The sequence below is a fragment of the Streptomyces coeruleorubidus genome (assembly GCF_008705135.1).
Classification (GTDB): Bacteria; Actinomycetota; Actinomycetes; order Streptomycetales; family Streptomycetaceae; genus Streptomyces; species Streptomyces coeruleofuscus.
The window spans coordinates 337,016-352,276 of record NZ_CP023694.1 but is presented as its reverse complement, the minus strand read 5'-3'; the positions used below and the strand labels follow the sequence as shown (position 1 = coordinate 352,276).

Here is a 15,261-nt window from a genome sequence, read left to right as displayed (position 1 = left end):
TCAGGGCTCGCCCATACCCAGGTCTTCGAGTTCCTCCGCGCACTCCTCCGGCACGGCCACGTCCCCGACGATGACCGACTGGTACCCCACGGTCGGCGACGGCCCGAACGCTTCCCGGTGCTCGTGCAGGGCCTCGGCCCGGGCCTGCTCGATCTGGTCGGCGATCTCCTGGCAGTCGACGGCGTACGTGCCGGTCGCCGTCGGCTCCCCGGCGGGGGAGCCCGAATCGCCCGTGGGTGACTCGGCGTTGAGCGCGTAGGTGCCGACGAAACCGGCCAGGCACACTCCTGCCCAGGCGGCGACGATGCGCCGGCGGGCACTCAAGGGCCGGCCTTTCCGCTGCACGCCCTTTTCATGGAAACCCCTCCCTCGACAGATGGTGCCGGAGTCTTGACTGCGGCGCGACACCGCCCACAGACTCCCCTCTGACTGCGCAGTCATGCGATGACGCCGAAGGTGGAGGGACCATGTACGGAGGAAGACCGGCCAAAGTGCTGGGCAGCTTCATCGCGGCGGCCGCGCTGCTGGCCATACCCCTGGCCACCGCGCAGGCGTACAACCCGACGGGCGGCATCGTGTACCGGCTCGGGGACGAGCCGTGCCTGAAGGGCCGGGGCAACTGCGCGGTCTACCCGAAATCGGCGCAACTGCCGGGCGGACGCCTTGTCGCGTCCTTCGAGAAGGCCACCGTCGTACCGCGGAGCGGCAGCGCCGACGGGGAGACGCTGCCGGTCTACAAGAGCGACGACCACGGCACGTCCTGGCAGCCGCTGTCGGAGGTCAGGGCTCCCGCGTACCTCTCCCGCGATCCCAAGTACGCGAAGTACACGAGCAACTGGACCAATCCGTACCTCTACGTGCTCCCCCAGGCGGTCGGGAAGCTGAAGAAGGGCACGCTGCTGCTCGCGAGCGTCGTGTCCGGCGACGACCAGTACTACCGGGAGCACAAGGCGGCCGACCCGGACTGGACGCCGTCCAACGACGGGGACCGCGAGGACCTGGCGATCGCGCTGTACTCCAGCACGGACGAGGGCAGGTCGTGGAAGGTCGTCAACGTCATCGCGACCGGCGGCTGGCAGGGCGGCAGCGCGGGCGCGGTCGGCAGGAACGTCGCCGCAGCGAACACGCACCGGCAGGTGGACCCGCTCTGGGAGCCGTATCTGATGGTCTACAAGGGCCGGCTCGTCTGCTACTACTCCGACGAGAACGACTACCTCGGCTTCGACCCCGTCACCGGCGTGCCCGTACCGGACCCCGCGAACGACACCGCGCCGGACTCGCACGGCCAGATCCTCGTGCACAAGACGTGGGACGGACGCGCCGCCGGGTGGAGCGAGCCCGTCGTGGACGTCGCGGGACACACCCAGGACATGGGCGGCGGCAAGACGGAGATCGGCGGCGGGCGCCCGGGCATGACGAACGTCGTGCGGACCGCGGACGGCAAGTGGCTGCTCACCTTCGAGTACTGGGGCGGCGGAGCCGACACCAGATACGTGCTCGCCGACGACCCGCTGGCGTTCCATCGCGGATCCCCCACGGGGGAGGGCGTCACCTCCCTGCCGGTCGACACCGGCTCCCGCCCCCTCGCCACCGGCGGCAGCCCGGTCGTCATCCGGCTCCCCGACGGGCGCCTGGTCTACAACGCGGCCGGCAGCGGCAACGTCTGGGTCAACGACAGCGGCCGCAGCGACGGGGCGTGGAGGGAGTACCAGACGACCTCGCGGGCCGGCTACAGCCGCAATCTCCAGTACGTCGCCGGCACCGGCCGCATCGTGATCCTCAACAACCAGGACACGTCGGTGATCGCCCACGCCGAGGTCGACCTCGGCCACTCGGACGGCGCTTACCACCGGCTCGTCAACCGCCGGACCGGCCAGGTCATCGGCACCGGCGGCAGGACCAACGACGCGAACATCGGCAACGGTGACGTCCCCGACGTCCGCCTGGAGGACGCCGGCTCGGCCGCGGACAAGGACACCCAGTACTGGCACGTGGTGACCCGGCCCCAGGGCGGTACGACCCTGCTGAACAAGTCGGGCGGCCGGGCGGCGGCGATCTGGACCGGGACCGCCTCCGCCGGGCAGCGCATCGGCCAGTGGGTCGACGACAACGCCACCGGCACCTGGAAGGTCATCAGAACCGACGACGGCCACTACAGGTTCCAGGCGGCGAAGAACCCGGACCTGTACCTGACCGGTGCGTCCCGAGGGGCGCCGCTGACCCTCCAGCACGAGGCCTCGGACGGCTCGCAGGAGTGGCGGCTGGTCCGGCAGGCGGGGCCTCGGCCCCACTGATGCTCAGCCGCCGCGCAGTACGCGCAACGCCGTGAGCGCCACGTGGAGTTCGGTGCGCCGTTCGCCCGATTCGAGGTCGGTGTCGAGGAGACGTTCGATGGTGCGCAGACGCTGGTACATGGTCTCCCGGGACAGGCCGCCGCGGCGGGCCGCGGTGGTCTTGTTGCCGGCGGCGTCCAGGTAGTGGCCGAGCGTCGTCATCAGGTCGGTGCCGTGCCGGGTGTCGTGGTCGATGAGCCGGCCGAGCCGCCGTTCGGTGTAGTCCTGGATCCGGGCGTCCTCGCGCAGGGCGTACAGCAGACGGCGCAGGTCGATGTCCGGCAACTCGTGGAAGGAGCGGTCCGGGGGAAGGGGCTGGCCGGGCGGGGTGGCCTCTATGACACGGGCCGCCTCCCGGAAGGAACGGGTGATGTCGGCGAGGTCCGCCACCTCCGAGCCGACACTCACGAGCGCCTCGGGGGACAGCTCCAGCGCGGTGCGGCTCAGGCGCTCGGCCACCGGACGCCAGGGCTGGGCGGCGCGCAGGGCCGGCAGGACACCGAGGCGGCCGGGGGAGATCTCCCCGACGAGCGCCGCGATCCCCGCCGACCTGAGCTCCCGGTGCAGTCGGGACTCCGGCTCGGTTCCCGACACACCAGGGCCCAGGTCGACGAGGAGCGCCACGTATCGGCTGTCCTCGGTGGGCAGGCCCAGCGCGGCGCAGCGGGCACGGGCGTCCGCGGGGGAGTGGTGGCGCTGTTCCGCCAGTTCCCGCAGGGCGTTGCGGTGGGCCGTGTGTTCCCACGGAGTGGCGTGGATGAGGCGGGCGACGGTCAGCGCCATCGCCGTCCTCTCCAGGACGGTGACGTGCTCCGGCCCGAAGACCGGTCCGTCGTCGGGAGCCCGGAGCATGGCCAGCCGGCCCCAGCGTTCGCCCTGGTAGGAGACCGGCGCGGTCAGCCAGGCCTCCGGACCGCCCACCTCCGTGTGGTCGCCCGGCTCGGTGGCCCGGGAGCGCTGCTCCCAGCCGGTGAGCGCCTCCTGCACGGTGCTCCCCGACGGCTCGCAGATCAGTGCCTGGTGCGCCAGGTTCTCCAGGACGACCGTGCGGCCGCTCATCTCCGCCGCCGCGCGCACCACGTCCTCCGGCCCCGCGCCGCGCAGCGTCAGCGCGGTGAACGCCTCGTGGATCCGCTGGGTCCGGCGCATCGCCTCTGCCTGGTTGCCGAGGATGAGCGCGTGGACGACCTGGGTGACCTCCAGGAAGTTGACGTCCCGGGCGAGGGTGACCAGCGGGAGCCCCCGGGCGCGGCAGGCCTGCACGAGGGCGTCGGGCGGGCGGTGGTAGCGCCGTACCAGCTCGATGACCAGGGCGGCCGCTCCCACCTCGGTGAGTTCGTCGACGTACCGGCGGACCCCCGCGGCGTCCTCGGGCAGGGGCATGCCCGTCGTCAGGACCAGCTCCCCGCCCTTGAGGAAGGACGCCGGATCCGTCAGCTCGGTGATGTGCACCCAGCGCACCGGCTGGTCCAGATACGGCAGCCCGGCGACGACCTGGGGCTGTCCGGCGGCCAGGACGGGCAGGGCCAGCACGTCGGCGACGGTCGGCGCGCGACCGGCCGGGGCCTTCGGGTCGTTCTCGTTCACGGTGACTCCCTGCTCGCCCGGTCACTCTGACAAGCGGCACTGACCTGCGCAAGGGCTGTCCACGGCAGGGGCTGGGGGGACCCGAGAGGTTCGGAGGTTGACACAACGTCCGAACAACGCGTTCCGGCTGGACAGATCACGCGTTGTCGCCCCTCGCGGGGGCTTGGATGCTCGGTTACCGGAGCTGAGCCAAGCAACCACCCCTCGACGTACGGCCGGGAGACACCATGACCGCACTGTCACCGCACCTTCGCCAGGCCACACCCGTGCTGGCGGCCCGGGGCGAGGGCGTCCACCTCTACGGTGAGGACGGCCGCCGCTACCTCGACTTCACCGCCGGCATCGGCGTCACCAGCACCGGGCACTGCCACCCCAAGGTCGTGGCGGCGGCGCAGGAGCAGGTGGGCACGCTGATCCACGGCCAGTACACCACCGTCATGCACGAGCCGCTGCGCCGTCTCGTCGACAAGCTGGGCGAGGTACTGCCGGCCGGCCTCGACAGCCTGTTCTTCACCAACTCCGGCAGCGAGGCCGTCGAGGCGGCACTGCGGCTGGCCCGCCAGGCCACCGGCCGCCCCAACGTCCTGGTCTGCCACGGCGGCTTCCACGGCCGTACCGTCGCCGCCGCCTCCATGACCACCTCCGGCATCCGCTTCCGGTCCGGTTTCTCCCCGCTGATGAGCGGCGTGGTCGTCACCCCGTTCCCGACGCCCTTCCGGTACGGCTGGGACGAGGAGACCGCCACCCGCTTCGCGCTCAAGGAGCTCGACTACACCCTCCAGACGATCTCGTCGCCCGCCGACACGGCCGCGATCATCGTCGAGCCGGTGCTCGGCGAGGGCGGCTACGTGCCCGCGAACCGCGCCTTCATCGAGGGGCTGCGCGAGCGGGCGGACCGGCACGGCTTCCTGCTGATCTTCGACGAGGTGCAGACCGGCGTCGGCCGCACCGGACGCTTCTGGGGACACGACCACTTCGGCGTCACCCCGGACATCCTCGTCACCGCCAAGGGCCTGGCCAGCGGCTTCCCCCTTTCCGGCATCGCCGCCTCCGAGGAACTGATGGCCAAGGCGTGGCCCGGCTCGCAGGGCGGCACGTACGGCGCCAACGCCGTCGCCTGCGCCGCGGCCTGCGCCACCCTCGACGTCGTGCGCGACGAGAAGCTCGTCGAGAACGCCGAGGCGATGGGCAAGCGGCTGCGCCACGGCCTGGAGGCGGTGGCCGACCGGACCCCGGGCATCGGCGACGTCCGCGGCCTCGGACTCATGCTCGCCACCGAGTTCGTCACCGAGGACGGCAGCCCCGACCCCGAGACCGCCGCCCGCGTGCAGCGCGCCGCCATCGACGAGGGCCTGCTCCTGCTGCTGTGCGGCGCCTGGAACCAGGTGGTCCGCATGATCCCGGCGCTCGTCATCGACGAGGCGGGCGTGGACGAGGGCCTCCAGGCCTGGGCGAACGCCGTCGAGGCCGGCACCTCGGGAGCGGCGGACCGATGACCACCGCCACCCGCGACCTGGCGGGTCTGACGGCCCGGATCGCCGAGATCGCGCCCGGTCTGCGGGTGGAGACCGGCCCGGGGGCGACGGGCCCCTACGCCTACGACGCCTCCAACTACCGTGTGCTGCCGCGGGCGGTGGCCTTCCCGCGCACCGCCGACGACGTGGTCGCGGTGTTGCGGGCCTGCCGGGAGACGGGTGTTCCGGTCACGGCCCGGGGCGGCGGTACCAGCATGGCCGGCAACGCCGTCGGGCTCGGAGTCGTTCTGGACTTCTCCCGGTACATGAACCGGATCCTCGACATCGACGTCGAGGCACGCACCGCGCGGGTGGAGGCCGGTGTCGTCCTGGATGCGCTGCGCAGTGCGACGGCGTTGCACGGGCTGGACTTCGGTCCGGACCCGTCCTCGCACAGCCGCTGCACGCTCGGCGGCATGATCGGCAACGACGCGTGCGGGAACCGGTCGGTGCGCGACGGGCGGACCAGCGGCCACGTCGAGGCCCTGGAGATCGTGACGGCCGACGGCGTGCGGGCCGTGGCCGACCACTCCGGGCTGCGTGCCGCCGAGCCGGGTGACGCGGAGGCTGTGCGGCGCGTCGCCCGGCTCGAATCCGACCTGAAGCGGCTGGTCGAGGACAATCTGGCGCTGATCCGGACCGAGCTGGGCCGGATCCCGCGTCAGGTCTCCGGCTTCCAGCTGCACCACCTGCTGCCGCAGAACGGGTTCGACCTGGTCCGTGCTCTGGTGGGCACCGAGGGCACCTGTGCGGTCGTCACCGCCGCGACGGTCCGCCTGGTGGCGACCGCACAGGCCTCCACGCTCCTGACGCTCGGCTACGAGGACGTGGTCGAGGCGGCCGAGGACGTGCCGGAGATCCTGCGCTGGTCGCCCAGCGCGGTGGAGGGCATGGACGAGGCGATCGTCGCCACCATGCGCGCCCGCCGCGGCCCGGACTCCGTCACCGGCCTGCCCGAGGGACGGGCCTGGCTGTACGTCGAGCTCGAAGGCGATGACCAGGCAGCGGTGAACGCCCGCGCCGCCGAGCTCCTCGACGCTCTCAAGGCCCGGGGGCGGATGACCGGCGGCCGGGTCGTGGAGAGCCCGGCCGAGCGGCGTTCGCTGTGGCGGGTGCGCGAGGACGGGGCCGGGCTGGCCGCCCGCCTCGTGGACGGCGGGGAGTCCTGGCCCGGCTGGGAAGACGCTGCCGTCGCCCCCGAGAACCTCGCCGCCTACCTGCGCGACTTCCGCAAACTGCTGGCCTCGCACGACCTGACGGGCGTGCTGTACGGGCACTTCGGCGCGGGCTGCGTCCACGTGCGCATCGACTTCGATCCGGCGACCGAGGCCGGCCGGACGGTCATGCGGCGCTTCCTCACCGAGGCGGCCGCGCTGGTGGTCGAGCACGGCGGCACGCTGTCGGGAGAGCACGGCGACGGACGCGCCCGTAGTGAGCTGCTGGAGGTCATGTACAGCCACCGCATGATCGCCGCGTTCGCCTCGTTCAAGAAGACCTTCGATCCCGAGGGTCTGCTGAACCCCGGCGTGATCGTCGATCCGGCCCCGCTGGATGCCGACCTCGCGCTGCGTGAACTCCCGCTGCTGGAGACGACGTTCGGCTTCCCGCATGACGAGGACGGTTTCGCGGGCGCGGTACGCCGCTGCGTCGGTGTGGGCCGCTGCCGCAGCGACTCCGGCGGCGTGATGTGCCCGAGCTACCGGGCCACCGGCGAGGAGAACGCCTCAACTCGCGGCCGGGCCCGCATGCTCCAGGAGATGGTCCGCGGCGAAGCGATCAAGGACGGCTGGCGCTCGACCGAGGTCAAGGACGCCCTCGATCTGTGCCTGTCCTGCAAGGCCTGCTCCAGTGACTGCCCGGTCGGCGTCGACATGGCCACCTACAAGGCGGAGTTCCTCCACCGGCACTACAAGGGCCGCCTGCGCCCCCGCTCCCACTACTCACTCGGCTGGCTGCCCAAGACCTCCGCCCTGGCCGGATACGCCGCCCGCCCGGTCAACGCGCTGCTGCGCGGACCGCTCGGCAAGCTCCTCGCCCGCCTCGGCGGCGTCACGACCAAGCGGAGGATCCCCGCCTTCGCCTCCCGCCGCACCCTGCGCAAGACACTGCGCGCGGCCGGAACCGCCGAGCAGGCGAAGGCCGTGCTCTTCGTCGACAGCTTCACCCGCGCCTTCCGTCCGGAAATCGCGGGAGCCGCGAGCCGTGTGCTCGCCGACGCCGGTATCTCCTGCGCGCCACAGGACGGACTGTGCTGCGGACTGACCTGGGTCAGCACCGGCCAGCTCTCCGTGGCCCGCAGGATCATGGCCCGCACGGTCGCAGCGCTCGACACCGGCGACGACCGGCCGATCATCGTGGCCGAGCCGAGCTGCGCCGCCGCGCTGAAACGAGACGTCCCCGAACTGCTCGGCACCGAGGCCGCCCAGCGCGTGGCGAGCCGTGTCCAGACCTTCACCGGGGCCCTCACCGACCTCGCCGACCAGGACTGGAGCCCACCGCCGCTGCCCGAGAGCGTCGTCCTCCAGACCCACTGCCACGAGTACGCCACCTTCAAGGGCCGCCGCCCCGCCGACCTCCTGCGCCGACTCGGCGTAGGCAGTGTCGACGAGGCCGAGGGCTGCTGCGGACTCGCGGGCAACTTCGGCTTCGAGGCAGAGCACTACGACACCTCCATGGCCGTCGCCGACCTCGCCCTCAAACCCCGCATCGACAACCTCGACGGACACACCGTCGTCGCCGACGGCTTCAGCTGCGCCACCCAGATCGACCACCTCGCCGGCGACCGGGACATCCGTGCCCTGCACCTCGCGGAACTCCTGGACCCCGCCGCCGATCGAACAGGAGAGACATCATGACCGAGGTACTGAACCAGTTGTTCATCGGTGGCGCCTGGGTGGACGCCGCGGACGGCGCCACCATGCCCGTCGACGATCCCGCCACCGGCGAGATCCTCTGCCACGTCGCCGACGCCGGTCCCAAGGACGCACGGCTCGCCGAGGAGGCCGCCGTCCAGGCCCAGGCCGATTGGGCACGTACCGCGCCCCGGGCCCGCAGCGAGATCCTGCGGCGCGCCCACGAGCTCATCCTCGAGCGCACGGACGAGCTCGCCCACCTGATGACGTCCGAGATGGGCAAGCCGCTCGCCGAGGCCAGGGGAGAGGTGGCGTACGCCGCCGAGTTCTTCCGCTGGTTCTCCGAGGAGGCCGTCCGCATCGACGGCGGCTACGGCACGCTGCCCGACGGACGCAACCGCATGCTGCTGTCCCGCCGCCCGGTGGGCCCCTGCCTGCTGATCACGCCATGGAACTTCCCGCTGGCCATGGGCACCCGCAAGATCGGCCCGGCCATCGCGGCGGGCTGCACGATGATCCTCAAGCCGGCCCCGCAGACCCCGCTCTCCAGCCTCGCCCTGGCCGGGATCCTCAAGGAGGCCGGGCTCCCGGACGGGGTGCTGAACATCGTGACCACCTCCCGCGCCGGCGAGGTCTGCGAACCCCTCCTGCGCGGTGGCCGGATCCGCAAGCTGTCCTTCACCGGCTCGACGGGCGTCGGCCGCATCCTGCTCGCCCAGTGCGCCGACACCGTCGTACGGACGTCGATGGAGCTGGGCGGCAACGCGCCGTTCATCGTCTTCGACGACGCCGATCTGGACGTGGCCGTGGACGGCGCGATGGTCGCCAAGATGCGCAACATGGGCGAGGCGTGCACCGCCGCGAACCGCTTCTTCGTGCACCGGTCGGTCGCGGAGGAGTTCGGCCGGCGGCTCGCCGAGCGGATGGGCGCGCTCGTCGTGGGCCCCGGTACCCGCGACGGAGTCGATGTCGGCCCGCTGATCGACAGGACCGGACGCGGCAAGGTCGAGGAACTCGTCACCGACGCGGTGGAGCGCGGCGCCCGGGTCCTCGTCGGCGGCCGTACGCCCGAAGGGCCGGGCTGCTTCTACCCGCCGACCGTGCTCACGGACGTCTCCCCCGAGAGCCGCCTGATGGACACGGAGATCTTCGGCCCCGTCGCGGCGATCCTCACCTTCGACGACGAGGACGAGGTACTGCGCCGCGCCAACGACACGCCCTGGGGTCTGGTCGGCTACGTCTTCACCCAGGGCCTGGACCGCGGGCTGCGCGTCAGCGAGGGTCTGGAGGTGGGCATGGTGGGCCTGAACACCGGCCTCGTCTCCAACCCGGCCGCGCCGTTCGGCGGGGTCAAGCAGTCCGGCCTCGGCCGCGAGGGCGGCCGGGTCGGGATCGAGGAGTTCCTGGAGTACCAGTACGTCGCGGTGCCTGTGCGTTGACGGTGTCGCGCCCCCTGGTGCCGATGGCACCAGGGGGCGCTGTGCCTACGGCGGCGATCCGATGACCCGTCAGTAGGTCATGGGTCACGGGCTCTTGACTCGTGGCGCGGCAGTGGCCATCCTCGTCGGACCCTTGGATGAGGTCATGACAACCCGGCCCTCGGTTCCGGGCCTTCGGGGCCCCGGGCGGCCGGTATGTCGACCCCGCCACCCCCCGACCGAGGACGTGGGCCGTGACCAGTGCAGGACGCCCGTACCGCCGACGCAAGAACGTCACCGTCGTGTCGCTCCTACTGTTCGTCCTGGCCGTCGCGCTGGGCCCGACGCCGAGTTCGGCGGCCGGAGACGACTGGTGGAACCCGACCGCACGGCCCGCGCCGGACTCGCAGGTCAACGTCACGGGCGAGCCCTTCACCGGCACCGACGCCAAGGGCGAAGTGCGCGGCTTCGTCGACGCCCATGACCACATTTTCTCCAACGAGGCCTTCGGCGGTCGTCTGATCTGCGGAAAGCCGTTCTCCGAGCAGGGCGTCGCCGACGCGCTCAAGGACTGTCCCGAGCACTACACGGACGGCTCGCTCGCGGTCTTCGACTTCATCACCAAGGGCGGCGACGGCAAACACGACCCGGTCGGCTGGCCCACCTTCAAGGACTGGCCGGCCCACGACTCGCTGACCCACCAGCAGAACTACTACGCCTGGGTGGAGCGGGCCTGGCGCGGCGGCCAGCGGGTGCTGGTCAACGACCTCGTCACCAACGGCGTCATCTGCTCCGTCTACTTCTTCAAGGACCGTGGCTGCGACGAGATGACGTCCATCCGGCTCCAGGCCAAGCTGACGTACGACATGCAGTCCTTCGTCGACAAGATGTACGGCGGGCCCGGCAAGGGCTGGTTCCGGATCGTCACCGACAGCGCGCAGGCCCGTGAGGTCATCGAGCAGGGCAAGCTGGCGGTCGTCCTCGGCGTCGAGACCTCCGAGCCCTTCGGCTGCAAGCAGATCCTGGACATCGCGCAGTGCAGCAGGGCCGACATCGACAAGGGCCTGGACGAGCTGTACGCGCTGGGCGTGCGCAGCATGTTCCTGTGCCACAAGTTCGACAACGCCCTGTGCGGTGTCCGCTTCGACTCGGGCGGGCTCGGAACGGCCATCAACGTCGGCCAGTTCCTGTCGACGGGCACCTTCTGGAAGACGGAGAAGTGCACCGGGCCCCAGCACGACAATCCCATCGGCAACGCCTCGGCGCCCGAAGCCGAGAAGAGGCTCCCGGCGGGCCAGGAGGTCCCCTCGTACAGCGCTGACGCGCAGTGCAACGTCCGAGGACTCACCGGACTCGGCGAGTACGCCGTCCGCGGCATGATGCAGCGCGGGATGATGCTCGAGATCGACCACATGAGCGTCAAGGCCACCGGCCGGGTGCTCGACATCTTCGAGGCCGAGTCCTACCCCGGCGTGCTCTCCTCGCACAGCTGGATGGACATGGACTGGACCGAGCGGGTCTACGGCCTCGGCGGCTTCATCGCCCAGTACATGCACGGCTCCGAGGGCTTCGTCTCGGAGGCGAGGCGCACGGACGCCCTGCGCGACAAGTACGGCGTGGGCTACGGCTACGGCACCGACATGAACGGCGTCGGCGGCTGGCCGGCCCCGCGCGGCGCGGACGCCCCCGACAAGGTCACGTACCCCTTCAAGAGCGTCGACGGCGGCTCCGTCATCGACCGGCAGACCACCGGCGAGCGCACCTGGGACCTGAACACCGACGGAGCCGCCCACTACGGCCTCGTCCCGGACTGGATCGAGGACATCCGCCGGGTCGGTGGCCAGGACGTGGTGGACGACCTCTTCCGCGGCGCCGAGTCCTACCTCGACACCTGGGGGGCCGCCGAGAACCATGAGGCCCCGGGCAATCTCGCGAACGGCTCCACCGCGTCGGCCAGTTCCTCGGAGTGGAGCCTGTTCACGAGCTACAAGCCGCAGTGGGCCGTCGACGGCGACGGCGGCACTCGCTGGGCGAGCGGCTGGAGCGACGACCAGTGGTACCAGCTCGACCTCGGGTCCACGCAGCTCGTCGAGCGGGTCACCCTCGACTGGGAGCGCGCGTACGCGAAGTCGTACCGTATCGAGCTCTCCACCGACGGAGTGAACTGGCGAACCGCCTCGTCCACGACAGCGGCCGACGGTGGTCTGGACACCGCGAGATTCGCCGGCACACCGGCCAGGTACGTACGCATCCAGGGGCTGGAACGCGGCACCGACTGGGGCTACTCCCTCTCCGAGGTCGGCGTGCACAGCGGCTGACGCCCATGCGCGGGGCTCCTGCGTCGATTCCGAGCAGGAGCCGTCGCGAATGAACATATGAATCAGTCTTCATCTGTTCCTGTACGGTGGGAAGGTACGCGCCCCCGCCTGAAGGACCCTCGATGACCTCCACGCTCACGCCGCAACCGGTCGAACGGGCCAAGCCCGCCCGTACCGGGGCCGCGCCCCGGCGGCGTACCCGTGTCCTGGCGCTCCCCGAGGCGCGCTGGGCCACCGCCGCCACCGTCTTCTTCCTGCTCGCGCTGCCCTTGCAGTTGACCGGCGCGCCCGCCTGGACCTGGGGCCCGCTCTACGCCCTGTCCTACGTCACGGGCGGCTGGGAACCGGGCTGGGAAGGGCTCAAGGCGCTGAAGGAGCGCACCCTCGACGTCGACCTGCTCATGGTCGTCGCCGCCCTGGGCGCGGCCTCGATCGGGCAGGTCATGGACGGCGCCCTGCTCATCGTCATCTTCGCCACCTCCGGCGCGCTGGAGGCGCTGGCCACCGCCCGCACCGCCGACTCCGTCCGCGGCCTGCTCGATCTCGCCCCCGCCACGGCCACCCGGCTGACCCCGGACGGCGGTGAACAGACCGTCCCCGTGGAGGAGCTGGCGGTCGGCGACACCGTCCTCGTCCGTCCCGGTGAGCGCGTCGGCGCCGACGGCCGGGTGCTGGACGGGGCGAGCGACGTGGATCAGGCGACCATCACCGGCGAGCCGCTCCCCGCGGCCAAGGAGCCGGGCGACGAGATCTTCGCGGGCACCCTGAACGGCACCGGCGCCCTGTGGGTCCGCGTCGAGCGCGACGCGTCCGACTCGGTGATCGCCCGGATCGTGCGGATGGTGGAGGAGGCGTCCGAGACCAAGGCGCCCACGCAACTGTTCATCGAAAAGGTCGAACAGCGTTACTCGCTGGGCATGGTGGCCGCGACCCTGGCCGTCTTCCTGGTGCCGCTCGCCTTCGGCGAACAGCTCGCCGACGGGCTGCTGCGCGCCATGACGTTCATGATCGTGGCCTCTCCGTGCGCGGTCGTGCTGGCCACCATGCCGCCCCTGCTGTCGGCCATCGCCAACGCCGGACGGCACGGCGTGCTGGTGAGTCGGCCGTGGTGATGGAGCGGCTCGGCCAGGTGGACGCGGTCGCGCTGGACAAGACGGGCACGCTGACCGAGGGCAGCCCGCGCGTCACCGATGTCCGGCCGCTGCCCGGGTCCGGCCTGGACGAGGCCGAGTTGCTGACGCTGGCGGCGACGGCCGAGCGGCCCAGTGAGCATCCGCTGGCCCGGGCGGTCGTGGACGCGGCCCGCGAGCGCGGTCTCGACCTGCCCGGCGCGGAGGACTTCACCTCCGCGCCCGGCGTGGGAGTGACCGCCGTCGTGGACGGCCGTGGGGTCGCCGTCGGTGCCCCGGCGCGCCTGCTGGACGGCACCGGCAGCACGGTCACCACCGTCTCCGAGGAACTGGAGGAATCCGGCCGTACCGCCGTCCTCGTCCTCGTCGACGGCGCCCCCGCCGGGCTGCTCGGCATCGCCGACCGGCTGCGCCCGGACGCCGCCGCCACCGTCGCCGCGCTCACCACGCTCACCGGCACCGCCCCGGTGCTCCTCACCGGCGACAACCCCCGGGCCGCCGCGCACCTCGCCGCCGAGGCCGGCATCGACGACGTCCGCGCCGGGCTGCTGCCGCAGGACAAGATGGCCGCCGTACAGGAGCTGGAGAGCACGGGCCGCAAGGTGCTGGTCGTCGGGGACGGCGTCAACGACGCACCCGCCCTGGCCGCCGCCCACACCGGCGTCGCCATGGGCCGTGCGGGCTCCGACCTCGCCCTGGAGACCGCCGACGCCGTGATCGTGCGCGACGAACTCGCGGCGGTCCCCACCACCGTCGCCCTGTCCCGGCGTGCGCGCAGGCTGGTCGTCCAGAACCTCGTCATCGCCGGGGTGTTCATCACCGGCCTCGTCGTCTGGGACCTGGCCGGAAACCTGCCGCTGCCGCTGGGCGTCGCGGGCCACGAGGGCTCCACGGTCCTCGTCGGCCTGAACGGCCTGCGGCTGCTGAGGGAGTCGGCCTGGCAGCGCGCCGCCGCCGAGGGGACCGGCTGAGTCCCCGTCAGCGGGCCGGCGCCGGACCGCTGCTGGCCCGCACCACGAGGTCCACGGGGACGAGCGTGTCGACCCGGGGCCGCTCCCCGGGACCGTCGATGCGGTCCAGGAGGAGCCGCAGGGAACGGGTGCCGATCTCGGCGAAGTCGGTGCGGACGGTGGTCAGCGGCGGCAGGAGATGCGCGGCCTCGGGGATGTCGTCGTAGCCGACGACACTGACGTCCCCGGGGACGGACCGCCCGGACTCGTGCAGGGCGTGCAGCAGGCCCAGGGCCATCTGGTCGTTCGAGGCGAACACCGCCGTCACGTCCGGGCGCCGGGCCAGCCGACGGCCGAGGTCGTACCCGGAGTCGGCGCTCCAGTCCCCGGCGAGCGGGGCCGGGATGTCGGCGCCGGCCGCCTGGAGCGTCGACTGCCAGCTCGCCAGGCGGTGGTCGGCGGAGGTCCAGCCCGCGGGGCCCGCGATGTGCCAGACCGTGGCGTGCCCGAGGCCGAGGAGGTGCTCGGTTGCCTTGCGGGCCCCGGTGCGGGAGTCGCCGGTGACCAGGGGTGTGCTGTCGTCGAGGGCGCTCTCCAGCACCACCAGGGGAGTCCCGAGGTCGGTCTCCGCCAGGGCCCGGCCCACCCACTGCTGCGGGGCGATCGCGATGACGCCGTCCGCGCCCTCGGCCGACAGCCGGTTCACGGCCTCCACGACGGTGTCGCGGTCGGCCGTGTCGAGCGCGATCGAGCTCACCAGGTAACCGGCCTCCTGGGCCGCGGTGTTGATGGCCGTCAGGATGGAGGCGGGCCCGTACCGGGCGGCGTCGAAGGAGATGACCCCCAGCATCCGGGTCCGGCCGCTGGCCAGCGACCGCGCGCTGCGGCTGGGCCGGTAGCCGAGCGTGCGCATGGCGTCCAGGACCGCCTCCCGCGTCTCCGGGCGGACGGCCGGATGGTCGTTGAGCACCCGGGAGACGGTCTGCTTGGAGACGCCGGCCAGCCGGGCCACGTCGGCCATCACCGGCCGCGCCCCCGCGAAGTTGCGCCTGCTGCGGCCCTTGGGCACAGGGCTGTCGGTGGCGCTCGGTGTCATGACGGGTGATTCCTCGGCGTCGGTTACGGCGGTCCTGACCCCGCCCGGCAGGAGCACAGCATA

The 15,261-nt window shown here is 72.1% G+C and carries 8 protein-coding genes and 1 pseudogene; 6 read left to right on the top strand and 3 right to left on the bottom strand.

Annotated features, from left to right (window positions below; translation table 11 throughout):
* Positions 1-324 carry a hypothetical protein gene (locus CP976_RS01700; protein ID WP_150478669.1) on the bottom strand — a complete coding sequence of 108 codons (324 nt, stop codon included), beginning with the start codon at positions 322-324 and terminating at the stop codon, positions 1-3.
* A 143-nt stretch (positions 325-467) separates the two neighbouring features.
* Here CP976_RS01700 and CP976_RS01695 point away from each other — a divergent pair, with 143 nt between their 5' ends.
* Positions 468-2,294, top strand: a complete 1,827-nt coding sequence (locus CP976_RS01695; RefSeq protein ID WP_150478668.1) for an RICIN domain-containing protein — start codon at positions 468-470, stop codon at positions 2,292-2,294.
* A gap of 3 nt (positions 2,295-2,297) precedes the next feature.
* Here the strand turns inward: CP976_RS01695 and CP976_RS01690 are convergent, their stop codons facing one another.
* Complete coding sequence (locus CP976_RS01690) at positions 2,298-3,920, bottom strand: PucR family transcriptional regulator (protein ID WP_150478667.1); 1,623 nt, start codon at positions 3,918-3,920, stop codon at positions 2,298-2,300.
* A 227-nt stretch (positions 3,921-4,147) separates the two neighbouring features.
* On the opposite strand from CP976_RS01690, the gene CP976_RS01685 reads away from it, so the two are divergent.
* The 5 genes and pseudogenes from CP976_RS01685 to CP976_RS01665 all read left to right on the top strand — a co-directional run bounded on the left by CP976_RS01685 (position 4,148) and on the right by CP976_RS01665 (position 14,123).
* Positions 4,148-5,416, top strand: coding sequence for an aspartate aminotransferase family protein (locus CP976_RS01685; protein ID WP_150478666.1), 1,269 nt, complete (start codon positions 4,148-4,150; stop codon positions 5,414-5,416).
* Positions 5,413-8,289 (top strand): FAD-binding and (Fe-S)-binding domain-containing protein, encoded by a 2,877-nt coding sequence (locus tag CP976_RS01680; protein ID WP_150478665.1) that lies wholly within the window; start codon positions 5,413-5,415, stop codon positions 8,287-8,289. Before CP976_RS01685 ends, CP976_RS01680 begins: the two co-directional genes overlap by 4 nt.
* The gene (locus tag CP976_RS01675) at positions 8,286-9,725 is read left to right on the top strand and encodes an NAD-dependent succinate-semialdehyde dehydrogenase (RefSeq protein ID WP_150478664.1); all 1,440 of its coding nucleotides are present in this window, start codon (positions 8,286-8,288) and stop codon (positions 9,723-9,725) included. Before CP976_RS01680 ends, CP976_RS01675 begins: the two co-directional genes overlap by 4 nt.
* Before the next feature lie 233 nt (positions 9,726-9,958).
* Positions 9,959-12,022: a discoidin domain-containing protein gene (locus CP976_RS01670; protein ID WP_150478663.1), complete on the top strand. Its 2,064-nt coding sequence runs from the start codon at positions 9,959-9,961 to the stop codon at positions 12,020-12,022.
* A 122-nt stretch (positions 12,023-12,144) separates the two neighbouring features.
* A pseudogene (locus CP976_RS01665) lies at positions 12,145-14,123 on the top strand (heavy metal translocating P-type ATPase).
* Between the two features lie 7 nt (positions 14,124-14,130).
* On the opposite strand, the gene CP976_RS01660 reads toward CP976_RS01665, so the two are convergent.
* Positions 14,131-15,198, bottom strand: a complete 1,068-nt coding sequence (locus tag CP976_RS01660) for a LacI family DNA-binding transcriptional regulator (protein ID WP_150478662.1) — start codon at positions 15,196-15,198, stop codon at positions 14,131-14,133.
* Between the last annotated feature and the right edge of the window lie 63 nt (positions 15,199-15,261).